16 protein-coding genes are annotated in these 22,794 nt (G+C 43.4%); 12 read left to right on the top strand and 4 right to left on the bottom strand.

The features are described 5' to 3' along the window. The first annotated feature begins 24 nt into the window (after positions 1 to 24). The 9 genes from TY16_RS13495 (at position 25) to TY16_RS13455 (ending at position 9,541) form a co-directional block, all read left to right on the top strand. Positions 25 to 1,320 carry a PTS ascorbate transporter subunit IIC gene (locus tag TY16_RS13495; RefSeq protein WP_043932419.1) on the top strand — a complete coding sequence of 432 codons (1,296 nt, stop codon included), beginning with the start codon at positions 25 to 27 and terminating at the stop codon, positions 1,318 to 1,320. A gap of 78 nt (positions 1,321 to 1,398) precedes the next feature. Continuing rightward, the gene (locus TY16_RS13490; protein WP_043932418.1) at positions 1,399 to 2,391 is read left to right on the top strand and encodes a phosphotriesterase family protein; all 993 of its coding nucleotides are present in this window, start codon (positions 1,399 to 1,401) and stop codon (positions 2,389 to 2,391) included. A 73-nt stretch (positions 2,392 to 2,464) separates the two neighbouring features. Continuing rightward, a complete protein-coding gene (locus TY16_RS13485; protein ID WP_043932417.1) occupies positions 2,465 to 3,196 on the top strand; it encodes a creatininase family protein in 732 nt (243 codons plus the stop codon). Then, a complete protein-coding gene (locus TY16_RS13480) occupies positions 3,174 to 3,902 on the top strand; it encodes a KDGP aldolase (protein ID WP_442853217.1) in 729 nt (242 codons plus the stop codon). Before TY16_RS13485 ends, TY16_RS13480 begins: the two co-directional genes overlap by 23 nt. Positions 3,903 to 3,907: 5 nt before the next feature. Beyond that, positions 3,908 to 4,642, top strand: coding sequence for an SIS domain-containing protein (locus tag TY16_RS13475; protein ID WP_043932415.1), 735 nt, complete (start codon positions 3,908 to 3,910; stop codon positions 4,640 to 4,642). Positions 4,643 to 5,032: 390 nt separating this feature from the next. Next, positions 5,033 to 6,118: a Fe(3+) ABC transporter substrate-binding protein gene (locus tag TY16_RS13470; protein ID WP_043932414.1), complete on the top strand. Its 1,086-nt coding sequence runs from the start codon at positions 5,033 to 5,035 to the stop codon at positions 6,116 to 6,118. A gap of 130 nt (positions 6,119 to 6,248) precedes the next feature. Then, positions 6,249 to 7,889: an ABC transporter permease gene (locus tag TY16_RS13465; protein ID WP_081772974.1), complete on the top strand. Its 1,641-nt coding sequence runs from the start codon at positions 6,249 to 6,251 to the stop codon at positions 7,887 to 7,889. Beyond that, the gene (locus TY16_RS13460) at positions 7,889 to 8,587 is read left to right on the top strand and encodes an ABC transporter ATP-binding protein (RefSeq protein ID WP_043932413.1); all 699 of its coding nucleotides are present in this window, start codon (positions 7,889 to 7,891) and stop codon (positions 8,585 to 8,587) included. The genes TY16_RS13465 and TY16_RS13460 overlap by 1 nt, the downstream gene beginning before the upstream one ends. A 498-nt stretch (positions 8,588 to 9,085) precedes the next feature. Next, the gene (locus tag TY16_RS13455) at positions 9,086 to 9,541 is read left to right on the top strand and encodes a CoxG family protein (protein WP_043932412.1); all 456 of its coding nucleotides are present in this window, start codon (positions 9,086 to 9,088) and stop codon (positions 9,539 to 9,541) included. A gap of 123 nt (positions 9,542 to 9,664) precedes the next feature. Here TY16_RS13455 and TY16_RS13450 read toward each other — a convergent pair whose 3' ends face one another. Next, entirely contained in the window at positions 9,665 to 10,534 is an 870-nt protein-coding gene (locus TY16_RS13450) for a hypothetical protein (RefSeq protein WP_043932411.1), read from the bottom strand. Positions 10,535 to 10,896: 362 nt separating this feature from the next. On the opposite strand from TY16_RS13450, the gene TY16_RS13445 reads away from it, so the two are divergent. Continuing rightward, on the top strand, positions 10,897 to 11,541 hold the full coding sequence (locus TY16_RS13445; protein ID WP_043932410.1) for an SDR family oxidoreductase: 645 nt from the start codon (positions 10,897 to 10,899) through the stop codon (positions 11,539 to 11,541). Positions 11,542 to 11,596: 55 nt separating this feature from the next. On the opposite strand, the gene TY16_RS13440 is transcribed toward TY16_RS13445, so the two are convergent. The 3 genes from TY16_RS13440 to TY16_RS13430 form a co-directional block, all read right to left on the bottom strand. Beyond that, positions 11,597 to 12,256 carry a class D sortase gene (locus TY16_RS13440; RefSeq protein ID WP_043934723.1) on the bottom strand — a complete coding sequence of 220 codons (660 nt, stop codon included), beginning with the start codon at positions 12,254 to 12,256 and terminating at the stop codon, positions 11,597 to 11,599. A 52-nt stretch (positions 12,257 to 12,308) separates the two neighbouring features. After that, positions 12,309 to 12,731: an excalibur calcium-binding domain-containing protein gene (locus TY16_RS13435; RefSeq protein ID WP_043932409.1), complete on the bottom strand. Its 423-nt coding sequence runs from the start codon at positions 12,729 to 12,731 to the stop codon at positions 12,309 to 12,311. A 202-nt stretch (positions 12,732 to 12,933) separates the two neighbouring features. Further along, on the bottom strand, positions 12,934 to 13,839 hold the full coding sequence (locus TY16_RS13430) for a hypothetical protein (protein ID WP_043932408.1): 906 nt from the start codon (positions 13,837 to 13,839) through the stop codon (positions 12,934 to 12,936). A 444-nt stretch (positions 13,840 to 14,283) separates the two neighbouring features. Here TY16_RS13430 and TY16_RS13425 point away from each other — a divergent pair, with 444 nt between their 5' ends. Further along, positions 14,284 to 18,954 (top strand): VWA domain-containing protein, encoded by a 4,671-nt coding sequence (locus TY16_RS13425; protein WP_043932407.1) that lies wholly within the window; start codon positions 14,284 to 14,286, stop codon positions 18,952 to 18,954. Next, positions 18,951 to 22,781, top strand: a complete 3,831-nt coding sequence (locus TY16_RS13420) for a transglutaminase domain-containing protein (protein ID WP_052342721.1) — start codon at positions 18,951 to 18,953, stop codon at positions 22,779 to 22,781. Before TY16_RS13425 ends, TY16_RS13420 begins: the two co-directional genes overlap by 4 nt. Positions 22,782 to 22,794 lie beyond the last annotated feature (13 nt).

Raw genomic sequence — 22,794 nt, 5'->3', positions numbered from 1 at the left:
AATTATATTTAGGGGGAAAAACGAATGGAAATCATTCAATGGTTGGCCACAAACTTTTTCGGGACACCTGCTATTCTTCTTGGGTTCATTGTCCTATTGGGGCTTTTACTGCAGAAGAAAAGCTCAAGCCAGGTCATCAGCGGCACCTTTAAAGCAATAATTGGATTCCTTATTATCAATGCTGGTGCAGGTGTCATTGTTGGTGCACTTACTGTGTTTGAACCAATGTGGAAAGAAGTATTCAATCTTCAGGGTGAATCCCTTGGTGAGTTCATGGGGCAGGAAGCGTTTAACTCCAAATACGGAAGCGCCGTCACCCTTGCTATGACACTCGGATTCCTGGTTAACGTGCTCCTGGCCCGCTTTACCAAATTCAAGTACATCTATCTGACAGGCCACATGATGTTCTGGACAACGACTATTTTTGCGGGGATTGTCATTGATGCAGTCGGAGATGTTTCGTTCATTAAGTTAGTCCTTTTCCTTGCTGTCATTATGGGGATTTACTGGACGTTGCAGCCTGCTTTGACACAGCCATTTATGCGGAAAATTACTGGCAATGACAATATTGCACTCGGCCATACATCCGCATCTGTTGCCCTTCTTGCTGCCTTGGTTGGTAAAATTGCAGGAAACAAAGAAAACGATTCTGAAAAAATCAAGCTTCCTAAGGGACTCGAGTTCCTTCGTGATTCAAACGTTATTACAGCATTGACAATGGGCCTCTTGTTCTTGGTCGGCGCCATTATTCTTTCTACAAAGGATACAAAGGGCGCGGCTGACTTGATTGCACAAGCTGGCGACCAGAATTTTATCATCTACTCTATCATCCAATCATTCACCTTTGCTGCAGGTATTGCGGTTGTGCTTCTTGGTGTAAGGATGTTCATTGGTGAGATCGTTCCTGCCTTCAACGGTATTGCGACCAAACTTGTACCTGGTGCAAAACCTGCACTTGACAGCCCAATTGTGTACCCGTATGCACCAAACGCCGTTATTCTTGGATTCCTTGGAGCATTTGTCGGAGCACTAATCTGGCTTGTTGTTCTCGGTAACACCGTAAGCTATGTCTTCGTTCCGACTATGATTGTGCTCTTCTTCCACGGTGCGACTGCAGGCGTATTCGGTAACGCAACAGGCGGTGTCCGCGGCGCGTTGCTTGGAGGGTTCATCACTTCAACCGTTGTAGCATGGGGACAATTCATCATGGTAAAAATGCTTATCGATAGCACAGTACCTGATACAGCGATGTGGGCAGCGGACTCTGATATGTTCATCCTTGGCCCGATCGTCCGCTTCCTGGCACAGCTACTGTTTTAATAACTAAATTTATTCAAGATAAAGGGCATCCAATATGCCCTTTATCTATTCCATTTTTCATTAACGGAGGGAATCAACATGAGCTTCATTCGTACTTTGCGCGGGGACATCGCCCCATCCGAATTGGGATTCACTTATTCCCATGAACATATCGTCTGCCGTCCTGCTTATTGGGAGGAGAGAGGAGCAGACGATCTTCTTCTGGACGACAAAGAAAAATCAAAAAAAGATGTAGAAGACTTTAAACGCCATGGCGGCAAATCGATTGTAGATGCGACAGCGATTGATTATGGCCGCGACGTCCAGGCCGTCAAAGAGATTTCTGATGAACTCGATATTCATATTGTCGGGACTGCCGGCTTCAACAAAAGCTTTCTGTGGGATGCGAAAATAAAAGAGGAACTGAAACCAATCATTGGTGATTATAAGACGTATTACGAATGGATTGACCGTGTAACCATTAACCAGCTTACTGATGTGGTCATCAGGGAGGTCGAAGAGGGTCTGGAGGGAACACCTTTTAAAGCCGGACAGGTGAAATTCGGTACAGGCTATAACCGCATCATACCGCTTGAGGAAAAGACACTCCGTGCTGTGGCACGTGCCCATCATGAAACGAAAGCACCTCTGCATTCCCACACTGAAGCAGGAACGATGGGACTTGAGCAAATCGAACTTTTGAAATCCGAAGGTGTTGATTTGAATTATATGAGCTTTGGGCATATGGACCGGAATCCGGATCCTTATTATCACGAGCAAATTGCCTCGACTGGCGCGTACCTAAGCTTTGACGGTATTGCCAAAATCAAGTATGCACCGGAAAGCACGAGGATAGCCTGCATTCTTGAACTTGTCAAAAAAGGGTATGAAGATCAGATACTTGTCAGTGGTGACACCGCCCGCAAAACCTACTATAAACATTATGATTACGGACTTGGGCTCGAATATATCATCGCCAAATGGGTACCTAGGTTCATCGATGATGCGAACCGTCAAGGTTTTGATGGCAAAGCATTGATCCATAAGTTCTTTGTCGAAAATCCTGCCCGATGCTTTACATTTAAGAAGTAATTTATAGCAAGACCCGGCTCGATAGTTCATTGACCAGAACCGGTCCTAAAATCATGGATTGGAGGGTACAGTATTGATTTTCCAAAACGAAAACTCCTTTGAAGTAAAAGAAAAGATCCAAAAATTCCAGATTGCCATCCTGCCGATTGGCGCGGTGGAGGCTCATGGCCCCCACCTGCCGATTGGGACAGATAATTATCTGGCAGAGCGCCTGTCAGAGCGTGTTGCCGAAAGGACAGGAGCATTCATTCTGCCTACGCTTCCTTATGGCCAGGTCTGGAGTCTGAAAAACTTTCCGGGAAGCATCAACGTCAGCAATGAGTCATTGATCAGCTTACTGTTTGATATTGGTATAAGCCTTTACGAGCAGGGATTTAAGATGTTCGTGATAATTAATGGCCATCTCGGCAATGCCGTCGCCATGAAGGAAGCTGCTCGTAAATTGTATAGCACTTATCCTGATTTTCGGGTGTTGTATTTGTTTTACCCCGGCGTTAAGCAGGTTACTGAAGAAGTCCGTGAGGTAAAATCTGCCCATGCTACTTACTTTCATGCGTGTGAAATCGAAACGTCCTATATGTTATATCTTGCTCCGGAATATGTGGATATGGCACGTGCAATCACCGATATACCAAACATTCCGCCAAGTGCAGACATCATGCCGACTCCATGGGAGGAATTCACCAAGACCGCAGTTCTTGGTGATGCAAGGGCTGCTACTGCGGAAAAAGGTGAGAAAATCATTGAAGTAGCAATTGAGAATATGATCAAGCTGATTGAAGGTGCGAAAAATGGGATTAAGTGAATTGACTAAATTGGACAATTTCCTTCTGTTCAATTTTTTGGCAAAGGACAAAGAAAATGCAGAGGAAATCATCAAAGCAGGGGAAGGCTATGTCGTGCCTGGCATTGTGGCTTCTGATTTCGAAAAAACTGAAGACGGAATCGCCAAAGTAGGAGAATTGAAGGAAGTGGCTGAAGTCGTTTCCATCGGGCTTGGCGACAATGGCAATCCCGCGAATTGGGACCGGGTGCTTGCGATAGCGGCAGGTTCCAACCCTGGCCATATTAACCAGCCTTTTGACAAATCTAGCTATTCAAAAGGGTACTTGAAGGCTTTGGGACAGGACCAGGCAGTGAATGGACTCGTTTCACCCAGCGGCAAAGTTGGGAAAGTCAAGCTTGCTACCGGCCTGGAAGTTACTGTCGAGGATTTGCTGGAGCTTGCCCTTGCAATGGGAATCGACTCCATCAAATTCATGCCGCTAAAAGGCCTTCAGCATCTTGATGAATTGGTTTATTTGTGCAGGGAAGCTGCAAAGAAGGGCATCGCATCGATAGAGCCTGCAGGCGGAATCTCCGCCGAAAATATCCAGGGAATCGTGGATGCGGTGAGGGATACAGGCATTTCGGTCTTCATGCCGCATATTTTTGGTTCGACGATTGACAAAGAAACAGGAAAGACGATTCCAGAGGAAGTAGCTAAGATTGTAGAAACTGTAAGGAGGTAGTTTAAATGCTAGACACTTATTTTAGAAAAATTCAGCAGGTTCTAGAAAATGTGCTGAAAACAGAGCGGAATGTAATGGAAAAGGCGGCCGGAAAAGTTGCGGATGCAATAATGGATGGCGGGATCATCCAGCTGTTCGGCTGTGGGCACTCCCACATTTTGACCGAAGAAGTTTTTTATCGCGCGGGCGGCCTAGTGCCAATCAAGCCGATTTTTGTTGAACCATTGATGCTTCATGAAGGGGCCCTTAGATCATCACAGCTTGAAAGAGAGAACGGCTATGCAGAAGAATTCATGAAGGGACAGGACATCCGTCCAAATGATATCGTGTTTGTGCTGTCTACCTCCGGGCGTAATCCAGTGCCGGTAGATGTCGCACAGAAGGCTAAGGAAAATGGGGCGTTCACAATCGGGCTGACATCGCTTGAATATTCCCAGAGCCAGCCATCTCGGCATACAAGCGGCAAGCATTTATTCAACTCGGTTGACCTTGTCATCAATAATCACTCGGTGCCTGGAGATGCAATTCTCAGTCACGAACAAGTGAAAGTGCCTTTTTCACCGACATCGACCGTCATCGGCGCTGCTATCCTGAATGCGGTTCTTGCTGAGGCAATAAAAATCATGGCTGAAAGAGGTTTTGTACCACCGATCTTCTTAAGTGGTAATATCGATGGAGCGGATTCTCACAACAACACGCTGGTTGAGAGATACCAGAATAGAATTCCTTTATTATCATAAGCTAAACGAACAATAGCCCAATGGAATAATAGAATTGGAGCATCTTTCAAAGTTACTGAACTTGTCATTGACGAGTATAAAAGAATATTAATCAGGGGCGTTTCTTCATCATCTATTGAAGTAGAAATCGCCCCTTTTTGATGTGCCTAAGCAAATAATGAACTGTGATAAAAGTAATTGCTTATAAAGATATTGATACGTTGCTACTGAAAATGGGGGCACAACTCCTAAGGTTGGTTACCATATATGGCGAAAAAATGTAAATAGTTAGAAAACTAGTAAAATATATTTTTTAAATTGATTGACTGATAATGATTATCATTATATATTAGAAAATGTAGAGAGTTGAAAATGATTCTCAATTACAAAAACATTCACGAGGTGCAAATTATGAAGAAGAAGGTAACCGTTCTGAGTTTGGTTTTATTGCTAGTTTTAGGCGCTTTGGCCGGCTGTACGAGTGCAAACAAAACTTCAGAAAAACAGCCCGCTGATAAAAAAGAAGCCGAAGAAAAGAAAGAGCCTGGCGTAGTAAATCTTTATACAAGCAGGCATTATGAGTCTGATAACGAACTATATAAAATTTTTGAAGAAAAGACCGGAATCAAAGTAAACGTAGTTGAAGGAAAAGGCGACGAACTAATGGAGCGCTTGAAGGTTGAAGGGGACGCAACTGAAGCGGACTTATATTTTACAGCTGATGCCGGTAACCTTCATATAGCAAAAGAATCTGATTTGCTGCAGCCGGTTGAAAGTGAAGTTCTTACCAAAAACATTCCTGAAAATCTTCGTGACGATGAAAACTATTGGTTTGGAATGGCAAAAAGAGCACGTGTCCTTGTGTATGCGAAAGATCGTGTAAAGCCTGAGGACCTGTCCACTTATGAAGCAATGGCAACACCTGAATGGAAAGGAAAAGTTGTTGCGCGTCCTGCTGACAATATGTATAACATTTCACTTCTTTCTTCTTTCATTGAAGTAATGGGTGAAGAGGAAGCAAAGAAATGGGCTAAAGGATTTGCTGGAAATATGGCAAGAGACCCACAAGGAAATGACCGCGACCAGGCAAAGGCAGTTGTAGCCGGTGAAGCGGATGTAGCACTAATGAATACTTACTATGTAGGACTTATGTCAGTTTCGGAAGACCCTGAGGAAAAGAAAGTAGCTGAACAAGTAGGCGTATTCTTCCCGAACCAGGAAACAACTGGAACCCACATCAACGTAAGTGCGATTGCGGTGACGAAGCATGCCAAGAACAAAGAAAACGCGATTAAATTCATGGAGTTCTTATCAAGCGAAGAAGCACAGGGTAAGTTTGCTGAAGTTAACTTCGAGTATCCGGCAAACCCTAACGTTGAGCCATCTGAGTTCTTAAAAGCATGGGGTGATTTCAAAGAACAGGATATTAAACTTTCCGTTCTTGGTGAACATCAACAGCAGGCAATCAAGATTTTCAACGAGGTAGGCTGGAAATAATCTGAAGCAACCTTCACTGCATTGTTCACAATAAATTCAGTATCTAAATGAGAATGAAATTCGTTATATTTAGGGGGGATGTTACTTTAAGCATCCTCCCAATAGTGTTTATTTATAGGGAGTGTCGGTGTTGAGATTGAGGAGGCTTGTAAAACAACAATTAAATATTTGGTCCTTGCTTAGCCTGGCCTTCGTTACAATCATCATCATACCGAACCTCATTATTGGAGTTCAGCTTTTTACCGAGCCGAATGAAAACTGGGAGCATATTAAGGAATATTTATTAAAGGATTATATTCGGAATACGCTGGTGATAATTTTTTTCACCGCGATTGCAACAACCATAGTAGGAACAAGTCTCGCATGGCTTGTGGCCATGTATGATTTCCCACTCAAGAAATTCCTGAAGTGGGCGTTGATTTTGCCCTTGGCCATTCCACCGTATATCGCTGCCTATACGTACCACGGAATCGTTAACTACACCGGGGTTATTCAAACTACCCTTAGGAATTCATTTGATATCACAGTTAACCAGCAGTACTTTAACATAATGAATATTCAGGGGGCAGTTTTTATTTTCACCGTGACTCTGTTTCCCTACGTATATACGATTACAAAAAGTTTTTTTCAAAATCAATCTTCGTCCATGATTGAAAATGCCCGCCTTCTCGGGGGAGGCCCATTAAGAATATTTTTTCGAGTTGCATTGCCGATTTCCAAAGCATCCATTGTTGGAAGTGTAACGCTAGTCATTTTGGAAGTCCTCAATGATTATGGGGTTGTCAGCTACTTTGGGATCCAGACTTTTAGTACTTCAATATTCCGGACATGGTACGGGATGAAAGATCTTGATTCTGCGCTCAAGCTTGCCGGTTCACTGATGCTCTTGGTCATCATTGTCCTCGTTCTTGAGAAGGTTTTGCAGGGAAGAAAACGATATAGCTTTTCAACTACGAAGGTTCGGCCTGTACAGCCGAAAAAGCTAAAGGGCATGAAGGCATGGCTTGTATGTGCCTATACTTTTGGAATCTTTTCAATTGCTTTTATCATTCCCTTTCTTCAGCTGGTTAGATGGGCGTTCATGACATATGAGAAAGTGCTGAATAAGGATTTCCTGATACTTGCTTATAACTCGATTTATGTAGCTGCAATCGCAAGTATCATTATCGTGATTATCGGGCTTGTGATTGCCAACTTTACCAGGATGAACTCGGGGATTGCAGCGAAATTGGTTTCCAGGGTGACGACTTTGGGTTATTCGATCCCTGGAGCGGCGATTGCCATAGCGTTTATTACAATTTTTCTCTGGCTGGATACGACGAATAAACATCTGTTGTTAAAAATTGGCCTGGTGCCGACGATTGTCTGGCGAACTACCTTGGCCATGCTGATTTCAGCCTATATTATCCGCTTTTTGGCAATAGGATATAATTCGATTGAATCAGGGTTTGAAAAGGTTGGGAACAGTTTTACAGAAGCATCCCGGATGTTGGGTGCTTCCACTATGAAGACGTTTTTCAAGGTCGACCTTCCGCTGGTAAAGGGAGCTGTGCTTAGTGGCTTTATTCTAGTGTTTGTCGATATTCTGAAAGAGCTGCCATTGACGTTATTTTTACAGCCCTTCAATTTTTCAACCTTAGCCACGCAGGCGTTCAAGTATGCAAACGATGAAAGAGTACAGGAAGCGTCATTGGCCTCGTTAATAATCATCCTATTTAGTGCGATTTTCATTTTCTTTTTCCATAAACTTGCAGATAAGGAGAGCAGCTAATGTTTGTAAATATCAGTAACCTACAGTATACGTATAGAAATGCAAAGGAAGCTGTCATCAAGGACTTTAACCTGGATATAGAAAAAGGTGAAATTGTTGCGATTCTTGGCGCGAGCGGAAGCGGAAAAAGTACGATTCTTAGGTTGATTGCCGGCCTTGAAACTCCCGGAAACGGAACAATTACCATTGGCGGCGAAACCGTTTGTGATCATCGCACTTTCGTCCAGCCTGAAAAACGTGGAATCGGGTTTGTATTCCAGGATTATGCTCTTTTCCCGCATATGACCGTGGAAAAAAATATTTTGTTCGGGTTGAAAAAGAAGAGCAGGAAAGATAAGCATGCACGTCTTGAGGAAATGCTGAACCTTGTAAATCTTAGTGACTATGCAGACCGTTACCCTCATGAGTTAAGCGGTGGACAACAACAGCGGGTGGCACTGGCAAGAGCGCTGGCTCCTGAGCCATCTTTATTAATTCTCGATGAGCCCTTCAGCAATCTTGATGCGGACTTGCAGAAAAAAATTAGAGGCGAGCTCAGGGACTTGATTAAACAGACTGGTATAACGTCCATATTCGTAACTCATGACAAGGATGATGCAAAAGCCATGGCGGACCGTATTGTCTATATTGAAAATGGAAAAGTAAAGATGTCATCAGTGAAAGGGAAGCAACAAGAACCGGAGCTGTTGTTCTGCTGAGACACCAGTTTTAAACTCCACAATAGTGAAATTTTACATTAAAACGGCATATGGGAGTTGTCCCTAATTTGCCTGAATGCCTGTCACGGCCCATGTGACGTCGAGTGCTACTGAATCGACGTCCTGGGAGTGACGGGCTTTTTTGTGGGGACAAAGATTGTGTAATTCCACCGAAGTGCCCATAGAACTCAGGAAGGTGCCCATAGAAATTAGAAAAGTGGAAAACGCTTTGTGAAGGAGGTTCTCCATATAAACACATGCAAAGGAAGTTTCTTGAATAGTATGAAGTAACGCAAAGTATCCGGATAAATCCCCACCATGGTTAGTTTTAGATAGCAATCCAAAGATAATCAACTAATGATGACCATTTCGGGGAGAGGACCTACCCGCGATTAAACCAGGTATGAAATGGGGTACCAGTCCGGTAGTACAGCTGCTAACCAACGTAACATAGGAGGGTTGGAAGCGGTGAAATAATACAAGAGCAGGAGGTATATCATGCCAAGCGGAGTACACAGCGTAGACTTGTCTGTACCAATTGAAAAAGTTTGGGGCTTTGTAAGTTCGATTAATAATTGGGCACCACTTGTTCCAGGGTATATTGAACACGAAATCATAAGTGATATGGAATCGACCTGGGCCTTTAAGGGCGATCTTGGTTTCATAAAGAAAACAATTAAATTGAAAGTGGACATTACAAAGTGGGAGGAGCCTAACCGTGTCACGTTTGACCTGACAGGACTTTCGGATAAGTTTGCTGGAAATGGATATTTTGAAGCGAAAAGGCTGGACGGCAATTTCACTAGGATGACTGGCTGCCTGAATATTACGGCGCGTGGGGCAACGGCTTCTATGGCCAATAGCGTTCTGAAGAATTTCGTCCCCAAAACCACTGAAGAATTGACGCTGACTGTCGCGAATAAAATTAGGGAAATTGAAAATGTGAACGTGTAAGGTGGTTGTAGAAGTGCAACCGCTTAAGATGAGTACCTTAAAAGATAGTTTTATTGTGTAGGTGAATCATAAGGGCCTGACTCCAGCAAAAGCTCGGGAGGACGGCCCTTTATTTATGACTTTTTATAAAATTATTACTGTTTTTTCGGTTCGCATAAACTTTTTTGAGCTCTTTGGAAATACTGCGCCTGTAGCGCACCATCTCCAGAAGAAATCATGTTTCCTTTTGCCAATTGCTCCTTTTAACAAGATTCCGGGCAAAATGCAGTTGGGCAGACCTTTAGTGTGATAGGTCTTACCGTCTTCGAAATTGTTAAGGACAAACACATCATCTATGACTGTCTGTACTTCAAATAATCCATCAGCAGAATGGATCAGTGTACCCAAGCGCTGTTGATCTGCTTCAAAATCTTTTTGAATATCAAAATCGTGATCATGGATATGAGGGAAATGATGGAGGACAAGGGAATTCAGTGCTGCTTCCCCTGTTTTTATATCATCCTTATTCATACGTATAAAATCCTCAACAGTTTTGAACCAGGCAGTTCCAGTTTTGCGATCAAGCCAACGGACAAATTTCCGAAGTTCTGTAAAAAATTCTTCAGTTTTATCGGCGGTCTTTGAAATTAAAATTCTGCCTGGGAAGTAGGTAGAGATGAATTCTTCCCAAAAAAGTGGAGTGCATTCCTGCCAGGATGAGGGACTTAAATCTTCAAGATAATCAGTGAGATAGTAGGAGAGGTGAAAGAGAAATTCATTTCGGTTGGGGTCTTTTGGTTTGCCAAGTTTGTAGGCAATAAGGTCGTCTCCATAGAAGAAGGCAAGTGCGCGGTTTCTCATTTGAAATTTTGAACCAATCTGGAGTTTTTTAAGTATCTTTTCGCGGGTTTGGGACTTGGTGAAGGGGATAGTAAAGGAATGGATCTGGAATTTTTCGCAGCAATGTTCCGCCGCTAATCCGCTGCCGCAGCTGCATAGTGGCCTTTTTTTCATACTGTTTTCAACCTGCTTTCCGAAGGGGTTTTTGCCTGAAGTGTGAGGGAGTGTATTGTGGTGTTAGAGGCATGTTTAGTATATCAATAAAACTATTGTTTATTAATTATTGGAAAATATTCTTTTTAGTGTAAATTAGGGGACAGTTCTTATCTGTGGGATGGAACCGTCCCTAATTTTATTGTAAGAGTTCATATAATAAAATAATTTTAAGTCTAATTCATTACTCGTTGGTGACGGAAAATTAGATTCATTTATTAAGGTAGATATCTGAATGAGCATTTTAGATTTTATAGCAGTGCAAAAAGGGTAGTTTAATAAAGATACGAAAAGAATGAAAGAATCGGAAAGGGGTTCCTATTTTGAAAGTTTTAGTAGTCGGGGCAAACGGCCAAATCGGAAAGCAATTAGTGAATCTGTTACATGATAGCAGCAAGCACACCGTCAAGGCATTTGTACGGAAAGAAGAGCAAGCAAGGAAGTATGAACAATCCGGTATAGAAGCGGTATTAGGCAATCTTGAGGGAACAGTTGAGGAACTTGGGGAGACAGTGAAAGGCTGTGACGCAGTTGTGTTTTCGGCCGGTTCAGGCGGGCATACGGGACTGGATAAAACGCTGCTGATTGATCTAGATGGAGCGGTGAAAATGATGGAAGCTGCTGAAAGGGCAGGAGTAGGGCGATTCATCATGGTAAGTGCGCTTCAGGCTCATAACCGGGAAAATTGGAATGAGCAAATTAAGCCTTATTACGTCGCAAAGCACTATGCGGATCGGATGCTCGTTCAAAGCGGGCTCAACTACACGATTATTCGCCCGGGAGGTCTACTGAATGAACCGGGAACAGGCAAGGTAACTTTAGCGGAAAACCTGGAGCGAGGTTCGATTCCGAGGGAGGATGTAGCAAAGACGATTCTGGCAGTTATTGATCATGAAAATGCATATAATAAGGCTTTTGATTTAGTTTCAGGGGAAACGCAAATCGAGGAGGCAATTAAAAGTTTATAAATAAAAGATGAAGAAGGGACGTTTCTCATGCGCCGCAGGTGAGAAACGTCCCTATTTAGTTAAGCAGTTCAGCCTGAATGATGTAACGTTCGGGAGCACTGCCGACATAATTAAAGGGATAGCATGTTGTCAATGTTAGGGTTGGGCTGTCTTTTTTTACAATGACGCTTCGATCATCAGGATCGGTGATGAAAATCTTGTTTATTTTGTACGTATAGATAGAGTTGTTAAAAGAAATAGTCAATAGGTCTCCATCCTTTAATTCATCCAGCCCGTAAAAAACAGTGTCCCTGTGGCCGCTTAATACGGTATGTCCACCACCATCAGGCGGAGTGGTGAGTTTGCTGGAAAACATACCAACTCCCTTTTTTAAAGTTCTTTCATCCGTTCCCCAGTAAACTGAATATTTCCGATTAAGCTTTGGAATCATCAGATAAGCGACCTTTTCACCTTTCGAAAAATTGGCAGCCGATTGTGGAGTTGCTTTAGGTCCGCTGGCCTTTGGCTTCATATTCATAGTATCCGGGATAACCTCTTCTTCAGCCTTTAAGTTCAGGGGAGGTGCAGTTTCCCGTTTTATAGCGGAAAGCTCTTCTCTTGTCATTTCCTCAGCAGCTGACCGGCCTATGTGCCATTCGAATAAATGATAAGAACCCAATAGAACTCCAGTTATAATAAGAAAATATCCTAGTACAACCCTACTCATAATAGTCACCTCAATGGAAAAACGGCAATGAGGTTTTGCCGTTTTCCCTGTGTTGCGAATCTTAGCTTGTCTGCTTTTTACGGAAAACAAGAAGATAGCCAAGTAATGCTAAGCCTGCCCCCAGCCCAATCATAGTAATCGAATTGGAAGCTGTTTCTGGCAATGCTTCACCTTCAGTGGTCGAATCTGTTGAACCTGAGGTATCATTAGAATTATCATTGGAATTATCATCATTGCTTGACGTTTGTGTTGCTACGAAATTATCATATTCAGATTGAGAAACCTCACAAGGCAGCCCGTCATTGTCCCTGTCCAAATCATGAGGGTCATTAGTTGCACTGTACCCGTTGGAATGCCAGAAGCTCATAACTTCTTCGTTACTAGAAAATTCACCACAATCCCTGTCCGCCTCAGCAAAAGCTGCATTCGAATAACCTACCAACAAGAAAGCAAACGACAAAAATGAAACGATAAATTTCTTCATTACGTTTCCTCCTCCTAGAGTAAGATTGTGAACGTAACCAATTTTATGGGAATAAAGTCGAAATAACAAATAATTTAATAGATTATTAACAAAAATGGTATGTAGTTCCCAGAAAATTTGTTCTTTTAGGAAAAAGGACACCTATAACGTGTATAGGGACGTTTCTCATCTGTAGCAGATGAAAACCGTCCCTAAATTTCTTTTAGTCTTCGATAGAATTTACTTCAAATAGATAAGAAGTTGATTCGGTACTTTCATAGGCCTCTTCAATAATGTTTCCATGTTCATTTTTTTCTTCGTGCGTTTTTTTCATTGCATAAGTTGCAACAGAGTAACCCTCTACAGGTAACTGGTCTTGATCAACTTCTTGTATTTTTCCATTGTTTACAATAAAACCACCTTGATTATCTGTATCATATTCCATCCATTCTCCTGAACTTCTTATAACATAATAAGAAAAGTCGCCTTTGGATCTTGTAATATCTTGAATATCAAGGACACCGAGATTTTTAAAGAAAAGGTCAGCGTCAACTAACCGGTCGTATTGAAGCCAGTTATCAAGCTGACTGTGAACAACCCGATATCTGTTTTTTTCACTATCATATTGTATTGTATAATGTTTTAAGCCCTTGTCCTCTGAGCTGATCAGTTCCAAATGTAGATCTCTGATTGTGCCCTTTTTATTATATTCAACTACAAAATCCTGGAGACTCAAACTGTTATTCTCCAAGTCTAATTCGTGCCGGATTCGTTCATATTCCTCTTGGAAGTTTATCGTATAAACCGACCCTAGCTTATGTTCGATGGATACAGCACGGCCTTGCCATTCCAGATTCGCAAAAGGCAAAAGCCACTGAACGACGATGAATGTAAGGAAACCAAAAACAGAGGCGGTTCGCTTAATATTTACATTCAGCTTCGGGCGAAAAAGCAGCAGGTACACAATAAATCCAAGCGGTATTGAAATGAGATTAAAGTGGAAAGCAAATGAACCTAGTACAAAGTATCCTATCATTTTCAAAGGAAAATTAGGCTCTGGCTCTTCGCTTTTTCTCACTAAATAAAAGAAACTGCCTAATAAAATAACTGTGTAGGTTATGGATGCCATTTCTAACCCCCGAATAGATTTTAGTCGTCCCTAGTGTTCTTTGATTTTACCATAATATTGAAAATATTATTGGAGGAACTAGAAAATAATTCATTCAGGCAGGGGATGTAGAATTGAACGACATCCGCGTCAACCTCATCCTTTTTCCGGAGAACGAGTCTGTGTATGGATTGGCCACAACAGTCGCCAGCTGCATTAGGACCTAGCGGTTATCCTCGTAAGAACCCGTATTGAAGCCGCGGGGAAGGAAGTTTGAAGTAGATGAAACTTCCGATGACGCGTTTTTTGCTTAATAGTAAATAGGGGACAGTTTTCATTGCAACAGATGAGAACCGTCTCTTTTTTTACATAAAAATTACCAATAATGCCATACTTCGACAAAAATTTCCAGTCTTAATTGATACTATTAATATGTTGTTTATATTTTTAAAAGGAGGAAAGCGAATGAAATGGTTAAACACTAACCATTCGGGATGCAGAAAATCGTTGATTTTGACACTTGTCATTTTCTTCACAGCATTTTCTGTAATGCCGGCAAATGGGTTGGCGGAAAATGCTGTTCCAACTGCTACAAAGGCAGAGATTGAGCAAAGCATTTCGACTGGGCAAAGCTGGCTCACAGGCAGCCAAAACCAGGATGGCAGCTGGGGAACTCATTTTGCTGAAAAGATGAGGAATACTTCGGAAATCACGAAGTACCTGACTGAGAGCCTGCCAAATGATGCCTCACTTCTAAAATCATCAGAATGGTTAAAGAATCAGGAAACTGCTAATTTTGATTTTATGGCGAGAACCCTATCCCAAAAAGGCAGCAAGGAACTTCAAACTCTTTTGGGTGCCCAAAGCACGGATGGGGGATGGGGCCTTGCTGAAGGTTATGACAGCGATGTTTTTGACACCGCCTTAATCCTAGGAGCTCTGTTGGAAAAAGATCCTTCCAATAAAGACATCATTCAAAAAGGAATTGCGTATCTGATTAAGCAGCAAAAGGAAAACGGCAGTTGGGGCTACCACGACCGCCAGCAAGACAGTGTATTTGTTACAGCACAGATTATCCTCTTATTAAATGAGTTTATCCTTAAAACGGATTCAACCTCTAGTGAAGTATTGTCCTCTCTGATTCAAGCCGGTGACTTTATCCTATCATTGCAGCAGGAAAACCAAACATGGGGACTTGAAGAAGGCACACTACTAAAAACCCTCATGGCGTATCAAGCCGTTTTGGAAACGAATGGGCTCCAGCCAGTAGGCCTAGTACATGATGCAATCCTTCAGCTTCAAGAGGAAAACGGAAGCTGGGCGAACGATCCATACATTACGTTATGGGCGCTCAAAGCACTCAATTGTCACCTGGAGTCAACAAGTGTCGCTATTTCCGCAATTGAATTATACAAGGTAACACAATCAGAAAAGGTTCAGAGCGACCTGTTTGAAGCATACGAAATACTGGAAATAAACCCAATCTATGAATCTTCTACTGAGCAATTACAGGTACAAGCCTTTATTAAAACGCCAGCCGGGAAGTACGAAACCGTCCAAGCAGAGGAAGGTTTAATCTGGAATACCCAAAACCGTACACCGGGCGATTACACCGCAGTTGTCCAAATAAAAAATAAACAAACCGGGAAAATCGCTGCAACCAGCCAGAAGGCTTTCAAAATTATTCCAAGTAATAGAATCGATAGTGCGACAATCCTAACCTCACCAGATAAAACGTCTGTTGGACAATCCAAGGAAGTGAATGTCCAACTCTCACTCTTCCATTCCAGCAATGTGAATGGCGAAGCAACACAGAAAGTCGAAGTATATTCAAAATCTGGTGAACTGGTTGCTTCTCAGGAAAAAGTAGTTTCCACTAACCCAGCAGAACCGAACATCAATACAAATATGCTTAAGTTCACACCGGAAGTCGGACAAGAGACAACGTATACGATAAAGGGCTACGTTTACAAGGATGGCAAGGCTGTAACCGAGACGGAAAAGAATTTCGAAGTGCTGCCACCGCCACCTCCGACAAGGATTGACGCAGAGCAAGCCTTAAACAAGGAAATCGTAAATCCGGGTTCGGATACTGTGAATGCTGAGTTTATATTAAAAGGGCTTGGAGCCCCAACCGAGCCGGAAAGAAAACCACTTGATATGATTTTTGTCATCGATACATCCGGCAGCATGGATGGCTCTGTAACACAAACAAAGGAAGCAACGAAGAAACTGATGGAGCTGATACAGCCAGGGGACCGGGGCGGAGTCATCTTTTTCCATTACTGGGCAGATGTCATCCAGAATCTCACAACGGATATCAATCTTTTGAAAAAGGCTGCCGATAAAGCGGATGCCTGGGGAGGAACATCGATTGATTCTGGCATTAACTCAGCGAGAAGCTTATTCAAGAAAGAAAGCAATAGTGAACGGGAGAAAGTCATTGTCTTATTATCGGATGGGCAATCTACAAGAAGTTCTGCCTTAAATCAAGCAAATGCAGCAAACGTAGAAGGGATTACCATCCACACCATTGGCCTTGGTTCCGGTGTAGATAAGTATCTGATGGAGCAAATTGCGATCGCTACTGAGGGAACGTACCGCTTTAGCCCAAGTGCCGGGGAGCTTGAGGAAATGATGAATGGAATCGGCGGAGAGGTCTTTAATCTTGCCGGCAAAAATGTCGTCCTTACCACAACCCTGCCAAGTGGCATAACGGTCGATCAGACAAAGTCTACTCCTGCACCTAAAATTGTTAACAACGCGAATGGAACGAAAACGGTTGAATGGAATTATGACATCATCGTCATGAACCAGACACAGCCAATCACACTCGCCATGACGGGAACTTCCTTCTCCCCAGGAGAAACAGAGGACATCACAACTAACACAAAACTGACTTATACGGCAAAAAGCGGTGAGCAAATCGCGGTTCCATTGCCGAACATGCAAGTGAAGGTAAACGATTCCCTGCAAACGCGGATTCAGTTAAATGATTCCGACTTTACCGCAAATGAAAACGCTGAAATCCATATTGAAGTTGAAAACAACTCTGATCAGGCTGCTGATTTACAAGCAGTTGTTGAAATTGTGGATAATAGCGGCGGTGTGGTGTCAGAGGTCGGAACGTATCCGATTGACCAGCTCGCAGCAAAAGAAATACATGCCCAAGACCTCGTCTGGAATACTGGTAATACATATACAGGCGACTATGCAGTAAAGGTAACTCTTGTTCAGAACGACGGCCAAAAGGTATCCGAGGCAACTGCGCCTTTTATGATTATTGCCCAGGGTAGTGTTGAGGCCGAGACCACTACAGACCAGGCTGAGTATCAGTCGGGACAGGACGTGGTCATCAAGCATCGTATTGAAAACGGTGCAACAAATAAAGACTTTGCAAATCTTGCAATCAAAACAACCGTCATAAATTCGGATAACCAGTCCCAATTTGAAGACGAAATGGTACTGCCTTACCTGTCTGCACAAGTGAGTGCGGATCGCTCCCTAACGTGGAAGAGCGGCCAGGCCCTGCCAGGTAAGTATACGGTGAAAACGGAGATATGGGACGGAGATGTCCTAGTAGCCTCTGATGAAACAGTAATGACAATCTTACCAACGGCTGACCTCGGCTATGGCTTGGAAGGCACATTGACAGTGGGAGACAAGAAGGTCATTAGCGGCAAACCGGTTGACCTGAACTACACTGTCACTAATACGGGAAACAGCACCGTAAAGGATGCCAAAACAGAAGTACTGGTCATACAACCGGAAACCGGGCAAGTGGTCAAAACGTTTGAAGATCAGACCGAACTGGCCATCAATGGAACCATTACAAAAAGCTACTCCTACAATACAAAGGGCTTAAAAATCGGGAACTACCTTGCCGTTTTAAGAACAACCCTGCAGAATGGCGAAATTATAGCGCTCGATAGCGGTTCGTTCTCAGTGGATGTCTCAATTGAAGTCAGCAAATCGGTAAAAGAGGGATCCAGAATCCTTGTCTGGACCGAAAAGCCCGAAGCCAACACATGGATTGAAAAATTGGTGAAGGAATCGGATTATGCCACTGTGGTGACAACTGCCCAGGACTTCATGAAAGAACTCAGGTCCAACAAATATAATGTGTACCTTGTGACTGATACACAACAGCCGCTGACAGGGCTTGACGATCAGGAACTGCTTGCAAAAATCCATAATGGCCATCGTTTGATTGCAACGGCGAATGCCAATCTGGCAAACTTCCAGACCTTTAATCCTTTTGGCGCCAAACTGATTGGAACTCAGACAATCACTAAAAGCAGCCTTTCCTCTAAGGCATTTTCAAGCTTTACTGGCACTTTTGAGGGGGCTTTGCAAAAATACGACCTAACTACTGGTGAGACGTGGGCAACCCTTGGCAGCCACCCTGCAATCGTAGCAAATGAATACGGGAACGGAATGGCCGTGCATGTAGGCTTCGACAGCCGCCAACTACAGGGACTGACATCTGAACAGCTTGAAGGCGCTATGATCAAACAAATCACACCGAAGGAACCATCCTCCACACCTGGAGACGTACAAATGGTTGAAATAAAGGTGAAATCAAATGGCGGCCCGATTGACGTCCAGTTAACTGAAGTCGTCCCTGAAGGGATCCGCGTGATAGATCCGATGGATTTGGATTTCACGGCTCAAGAAAACAATTATAATTGGAAAAAAACAATGGAACCAGATGAGGAAATAACCCTTCATTATCTGATTGCCAACCCAATGGTAAGCGGGCACTATTCGCTGGTTACCGAAAATGGTATTTGGGATCAAGGGGAATTCTTCAATTTTGAAAGCAAGGAACTTCAACTCGAATTCACCCAGAGTGAAGAAACCCTTCTACTTGAGGCTGTGGGCTCCCTGAAATCTGCCAGCATCTCAAGTACCAAAGGCAAAGGACTGCTGAAAAACCTGTCCAATACGCTAAGAGGATATTTAGTGTATCAGCCAAAAACAAATGAAGAACTGGAACTTGCAATTGAAGAAGTCAAAAAGGGGCTTCATGTTTTGGCGAATGAAAGTGACCAGGACACGCTAAGGTTGAAACTGGAGCGAGTGCTGAGCCTATACCAATCGAACTGGTATACCGGAGGTAGAAAAGGGTCATGAAATCAATAAAAACAAGGATAAAATTCATATCCATCATCCTGCTTTTCACCGTCTACTTCTCATTCGGGTTCCCGACCATGAATGTCGTCATGACCTATCAGGCGAAGGATAAGTTTTTGCAGCTTGGGGCAGTTAATGCCCAGGCTGCATCAAGCCTTCCGAAAACGGAGCTTGAAAAATTGTCCGCGGGTATAAGCGAAACCTTTGGGGAAATGGACGAAAACCTAGAGAAGAAAAACATCAAGATGATACAGGCAGCTGTAAAAGATACAAAACAATTAATCAAGTCATCAGAGGCTGATATCAAAAAAGAGTTCAGCAAGCAAAAAGGGAAAGCTAAAAAGTATCCTAAAGCAATTGAACGACTTGAAGGGTATCAAGCTGAGTTCAACAAGAAGCTTGAAGGTGTTAAGAGGGAGCTTACAGAGCTAGAGTCCATGTTAGGTAGCAAGAACTTAAAAGACTCCGAGTTTAAGAAGGTAAAAGAAAAGCTCGGCGAACTCCACCAACAGCTATCACCTGAGGCCCCGCATTTTCCAACAGGCAATACGCTGCCAAACCGGGACATGGAGCTAAAGGCGCACGAACTGGCAACTGAAAACGAAGTCACCCCGGCCTACCTGGGCTCTGAAGAAAGCCAGAACCTTGTCCAGACACCGGAGGATCTAGCGGAAACTGCTGAAACAAAAGCAACCGATGACATCAAAAAACTGGCCGATTCCCTGGATGGATCAGCCCTGTCGCTTTATGACTATGTCAGGAATAAGGTCAAATTCGAACCGTACCTCGGTTCGCGAAAAGGTGCAACAGGAACTCTTCAGCAATTGGCTGGAAATGATGTTGATCAGGCTTCGCTCTTAATCTCGCTGCTTCGTTATAAAGGGATACCTGCACGTTATGTAACCGGGACGGTAGAAATTCCGATTGAACAGGTAAAAAATTGGGTCGGCGTCACCAACCCGCAACAGGCAGTCAGGACTCTTGGAGCGCTCGGAATTCCGCTTAAGGCCGTCCATGGGCAGGGCAAAATCGTGGCTGTCCAAATGGAACATACGTGGGTAGAAGCGAAAGTTCCGTATGAAGACTACCGCGGTGCAGGCGCGCAAAAAGGTGAAACTGCCTGGGTTCCACTCGACCCAAGCTTCAAGCAAAACGTCTACAAAGAAGGCTTGAAGTTTGAGGAATTGACTGGATTGAATAAAGAAGTGCTGCTTGACGCAGCGCAAAACTCAGGTGACCAATCAGGCGATGAGGAGACGGTTACCAATCTTGACATGAACGCTATCCAAGGCCATCTTTCGGGAGCAATGTCCAAGCTTGAGGCATATATCCACGAGCAAGGACTTGAAAATGCTCAATTGAATGATGTAATTGGCAGTTGGGAAGTAAAAGAGCAAAAGCTCGGGATCCTTCCACTCACACTACCTTATAAAACGGTTGCTATCACCAAAGAATTAACATCGTTGCCGAACGAGATGAATGAGTGGGTCAGTTTCAGTATCCGCGGCGGAAGCCCGTTTGGATTCAACTTTTCAGGTGAGGATGCCTTCAAGCATAAAGCGAAGGCAGTGGACTTGTACGGAAAAAGAATTACACTCTCATGGGCACCTGCCACCGAAGAGGACGCAAACATCATTTCCGAATATGGTGGTATTTTCAAGACTCCAACCTACATGGTTGAAGTAACTCCGCTATTAAAAGTGGATGGTAATACCGTAGCAGAGGGCAAGCCGGTCGGGCTCGCCTATACCCAGGAATTTGTTATGGGCTTCAGCGCACCAGGCATGGGTGAAGAAGAAGTGAAAAACCCTGTAACAGCTGGAGCGTTCTACGCGGTAGGACTTGATTTTGGGAAAATTGCTTCCGGAGAACTGGATCAAATCAAAGTAAATGTCGAAGCTTTGAAGAACAAAGTTAATCCAGACACCATGTATACAGATGAAGCCCTCGGAGAAATTTTAAACGGGGTTGTAAAATCCTACTTTGGACAGCTCGATGTTGCCAGACAGCTTATTTCACAGCAATATGACGTTTCAGCAAACCGGCTTCTGAGCGGAGCAATGACCGGTTATCAGCTAAATGTCGGCTATATGTTCATGGCTCCTGCAAAGATAGCGCCTGGAGGCATGTATATCGATGTCGACCGGAATATTGCTTCCGTTGTCAGCAAAAAAGGCAAGAAACAAGACGAACTATCGTTCATGCTTGCAACAGGTTCCCTGGAATCGGCAATGGAACATGGCATTTACGAACAGTTCCTCGGACTTCCTTCCGTATCAACCATTAAGGTGCTGGAGGAGGCCAACAAGCGGGGTATTCCTATTTACACCGTAACGAAACAAAACATAAGTAAAGTCCTGCCGAAGTTAAAGATTAGCAGTACCGTTAAAAATGACATTACCAATTCGGTGAACAAAGGCCGCATCGTGACTATTCCAGAAGAGGAAATCCAGTATTATGACTGGCACGGAACCGGCTATATTGCTATGGATCCTAAGAGTGGCGCGGCGGGCTATATGATCAGTGGGGGAACCGCTGGAGGATCAACGAGCCTGCCGGTTGATATTGCTTCCTTGATTGCCCTAATCGACGGATTCATTGCACTTATCTCGGCAATATCCCTGCTGGCATCAGGGACGATTATTGGGGTATTCTTAGGATTGGTACTTGTCATCCTGGCTATTGCATTCCTGGTCCAACTGTTTGATTTGATGTATCAATATTATGTGTTGGGGGATACCTCTGTAGGGGGGGCAATTATTACCCAAGCTATTATTAGCATAGTAGCTGCACTGGGTGGCAGCCTTCTTGTCAAGTTTTTCCCTGGAATCAAGAGTACAATCGATGACATCTACAATGCCATCGCCACGAGATTGGCTAATCGGGCAGCAGCCGATAGGCTGGCGAATCAATTTTCTAAGGATTTCGTCAATGAAGTAGTAAAAAAATCTGGTACAGACAGTCTTCCGAAGGTTGAAAACCTTGTAAAACAACTGACAGATTCAGGGGTAAGCAAAGATATCATTGAACGCATCGGAAAAAACGAGGGAGCCGAGGGCTTGGAGAATCTGCAAAAGCTTATTGACCTTGGCCTTAGTCCAAGCCAGATTAGCAAGATTCTTGATAACGGAATCAACCTAGCCGATGCAATTAGACTGGCGGAGAAAAATATCCTCCCTGATGATTATGCGAAATACGGAATTAGGAATGGGACGGATGTTAGGGAATTATTTGAATCACTAACCGAAAGGAATTTAACTCTAGGTGACCTTTCTAGATTAGTAGATTCTGGATTATCTCCTTCAATCATCTCAAAATATGATATTAGATCCTCTGGGGAGATAACGAAAACAATAGATGATTGGAATAAATTTAAAGATGTAAACTTAAAAAGCCTTAATACAGGGGATGCTACCAGACTTATCCGTTCACTTGAAACAGTTGGAATGAAGACGGAAGCATTGATAAAATATGGCTTTGACAGCATGGCTCCACATATTGTCAAAAGCTTTAAAAACTTCGATTTGGAAATCGTAGAAAGTACAGGGGAAGAATTATTCAGGAGAGGTTATCCTGGAGAACCTGACAGAGCGTTAGGTAAGTTCTGGGGCGATAAATATAGGACAATTGAAGAAGCAAGAAACGACTTGGCCATTTTAGAAGAATGGGGTAATCCGCTTACAGGCGAATTCAGGATTTCGGTTCCAAATGGTCAGAAGATGCTCAAAGGACCTGCAGCCGAGCAATATGGCACGGGGGAATATCGGCCAGGTGGGGGAATTCAGTATTGGCTAAACGAGGTACCCAACTCGTGGTTAATTAAATAATGAGGAGGACAGC

Source organism: Bacillus sp. EB01 (assembly GCF_000613125.1).
GTDB lineage: Bacteria > Bacillota > Bacilli > Bacillales > Cytobacillaceae > Bacillus_D.
Note: the sequence above shows the minus strand (reverse complement) of the source record. Positions and strands in the feature narration are given on the sequence as shown.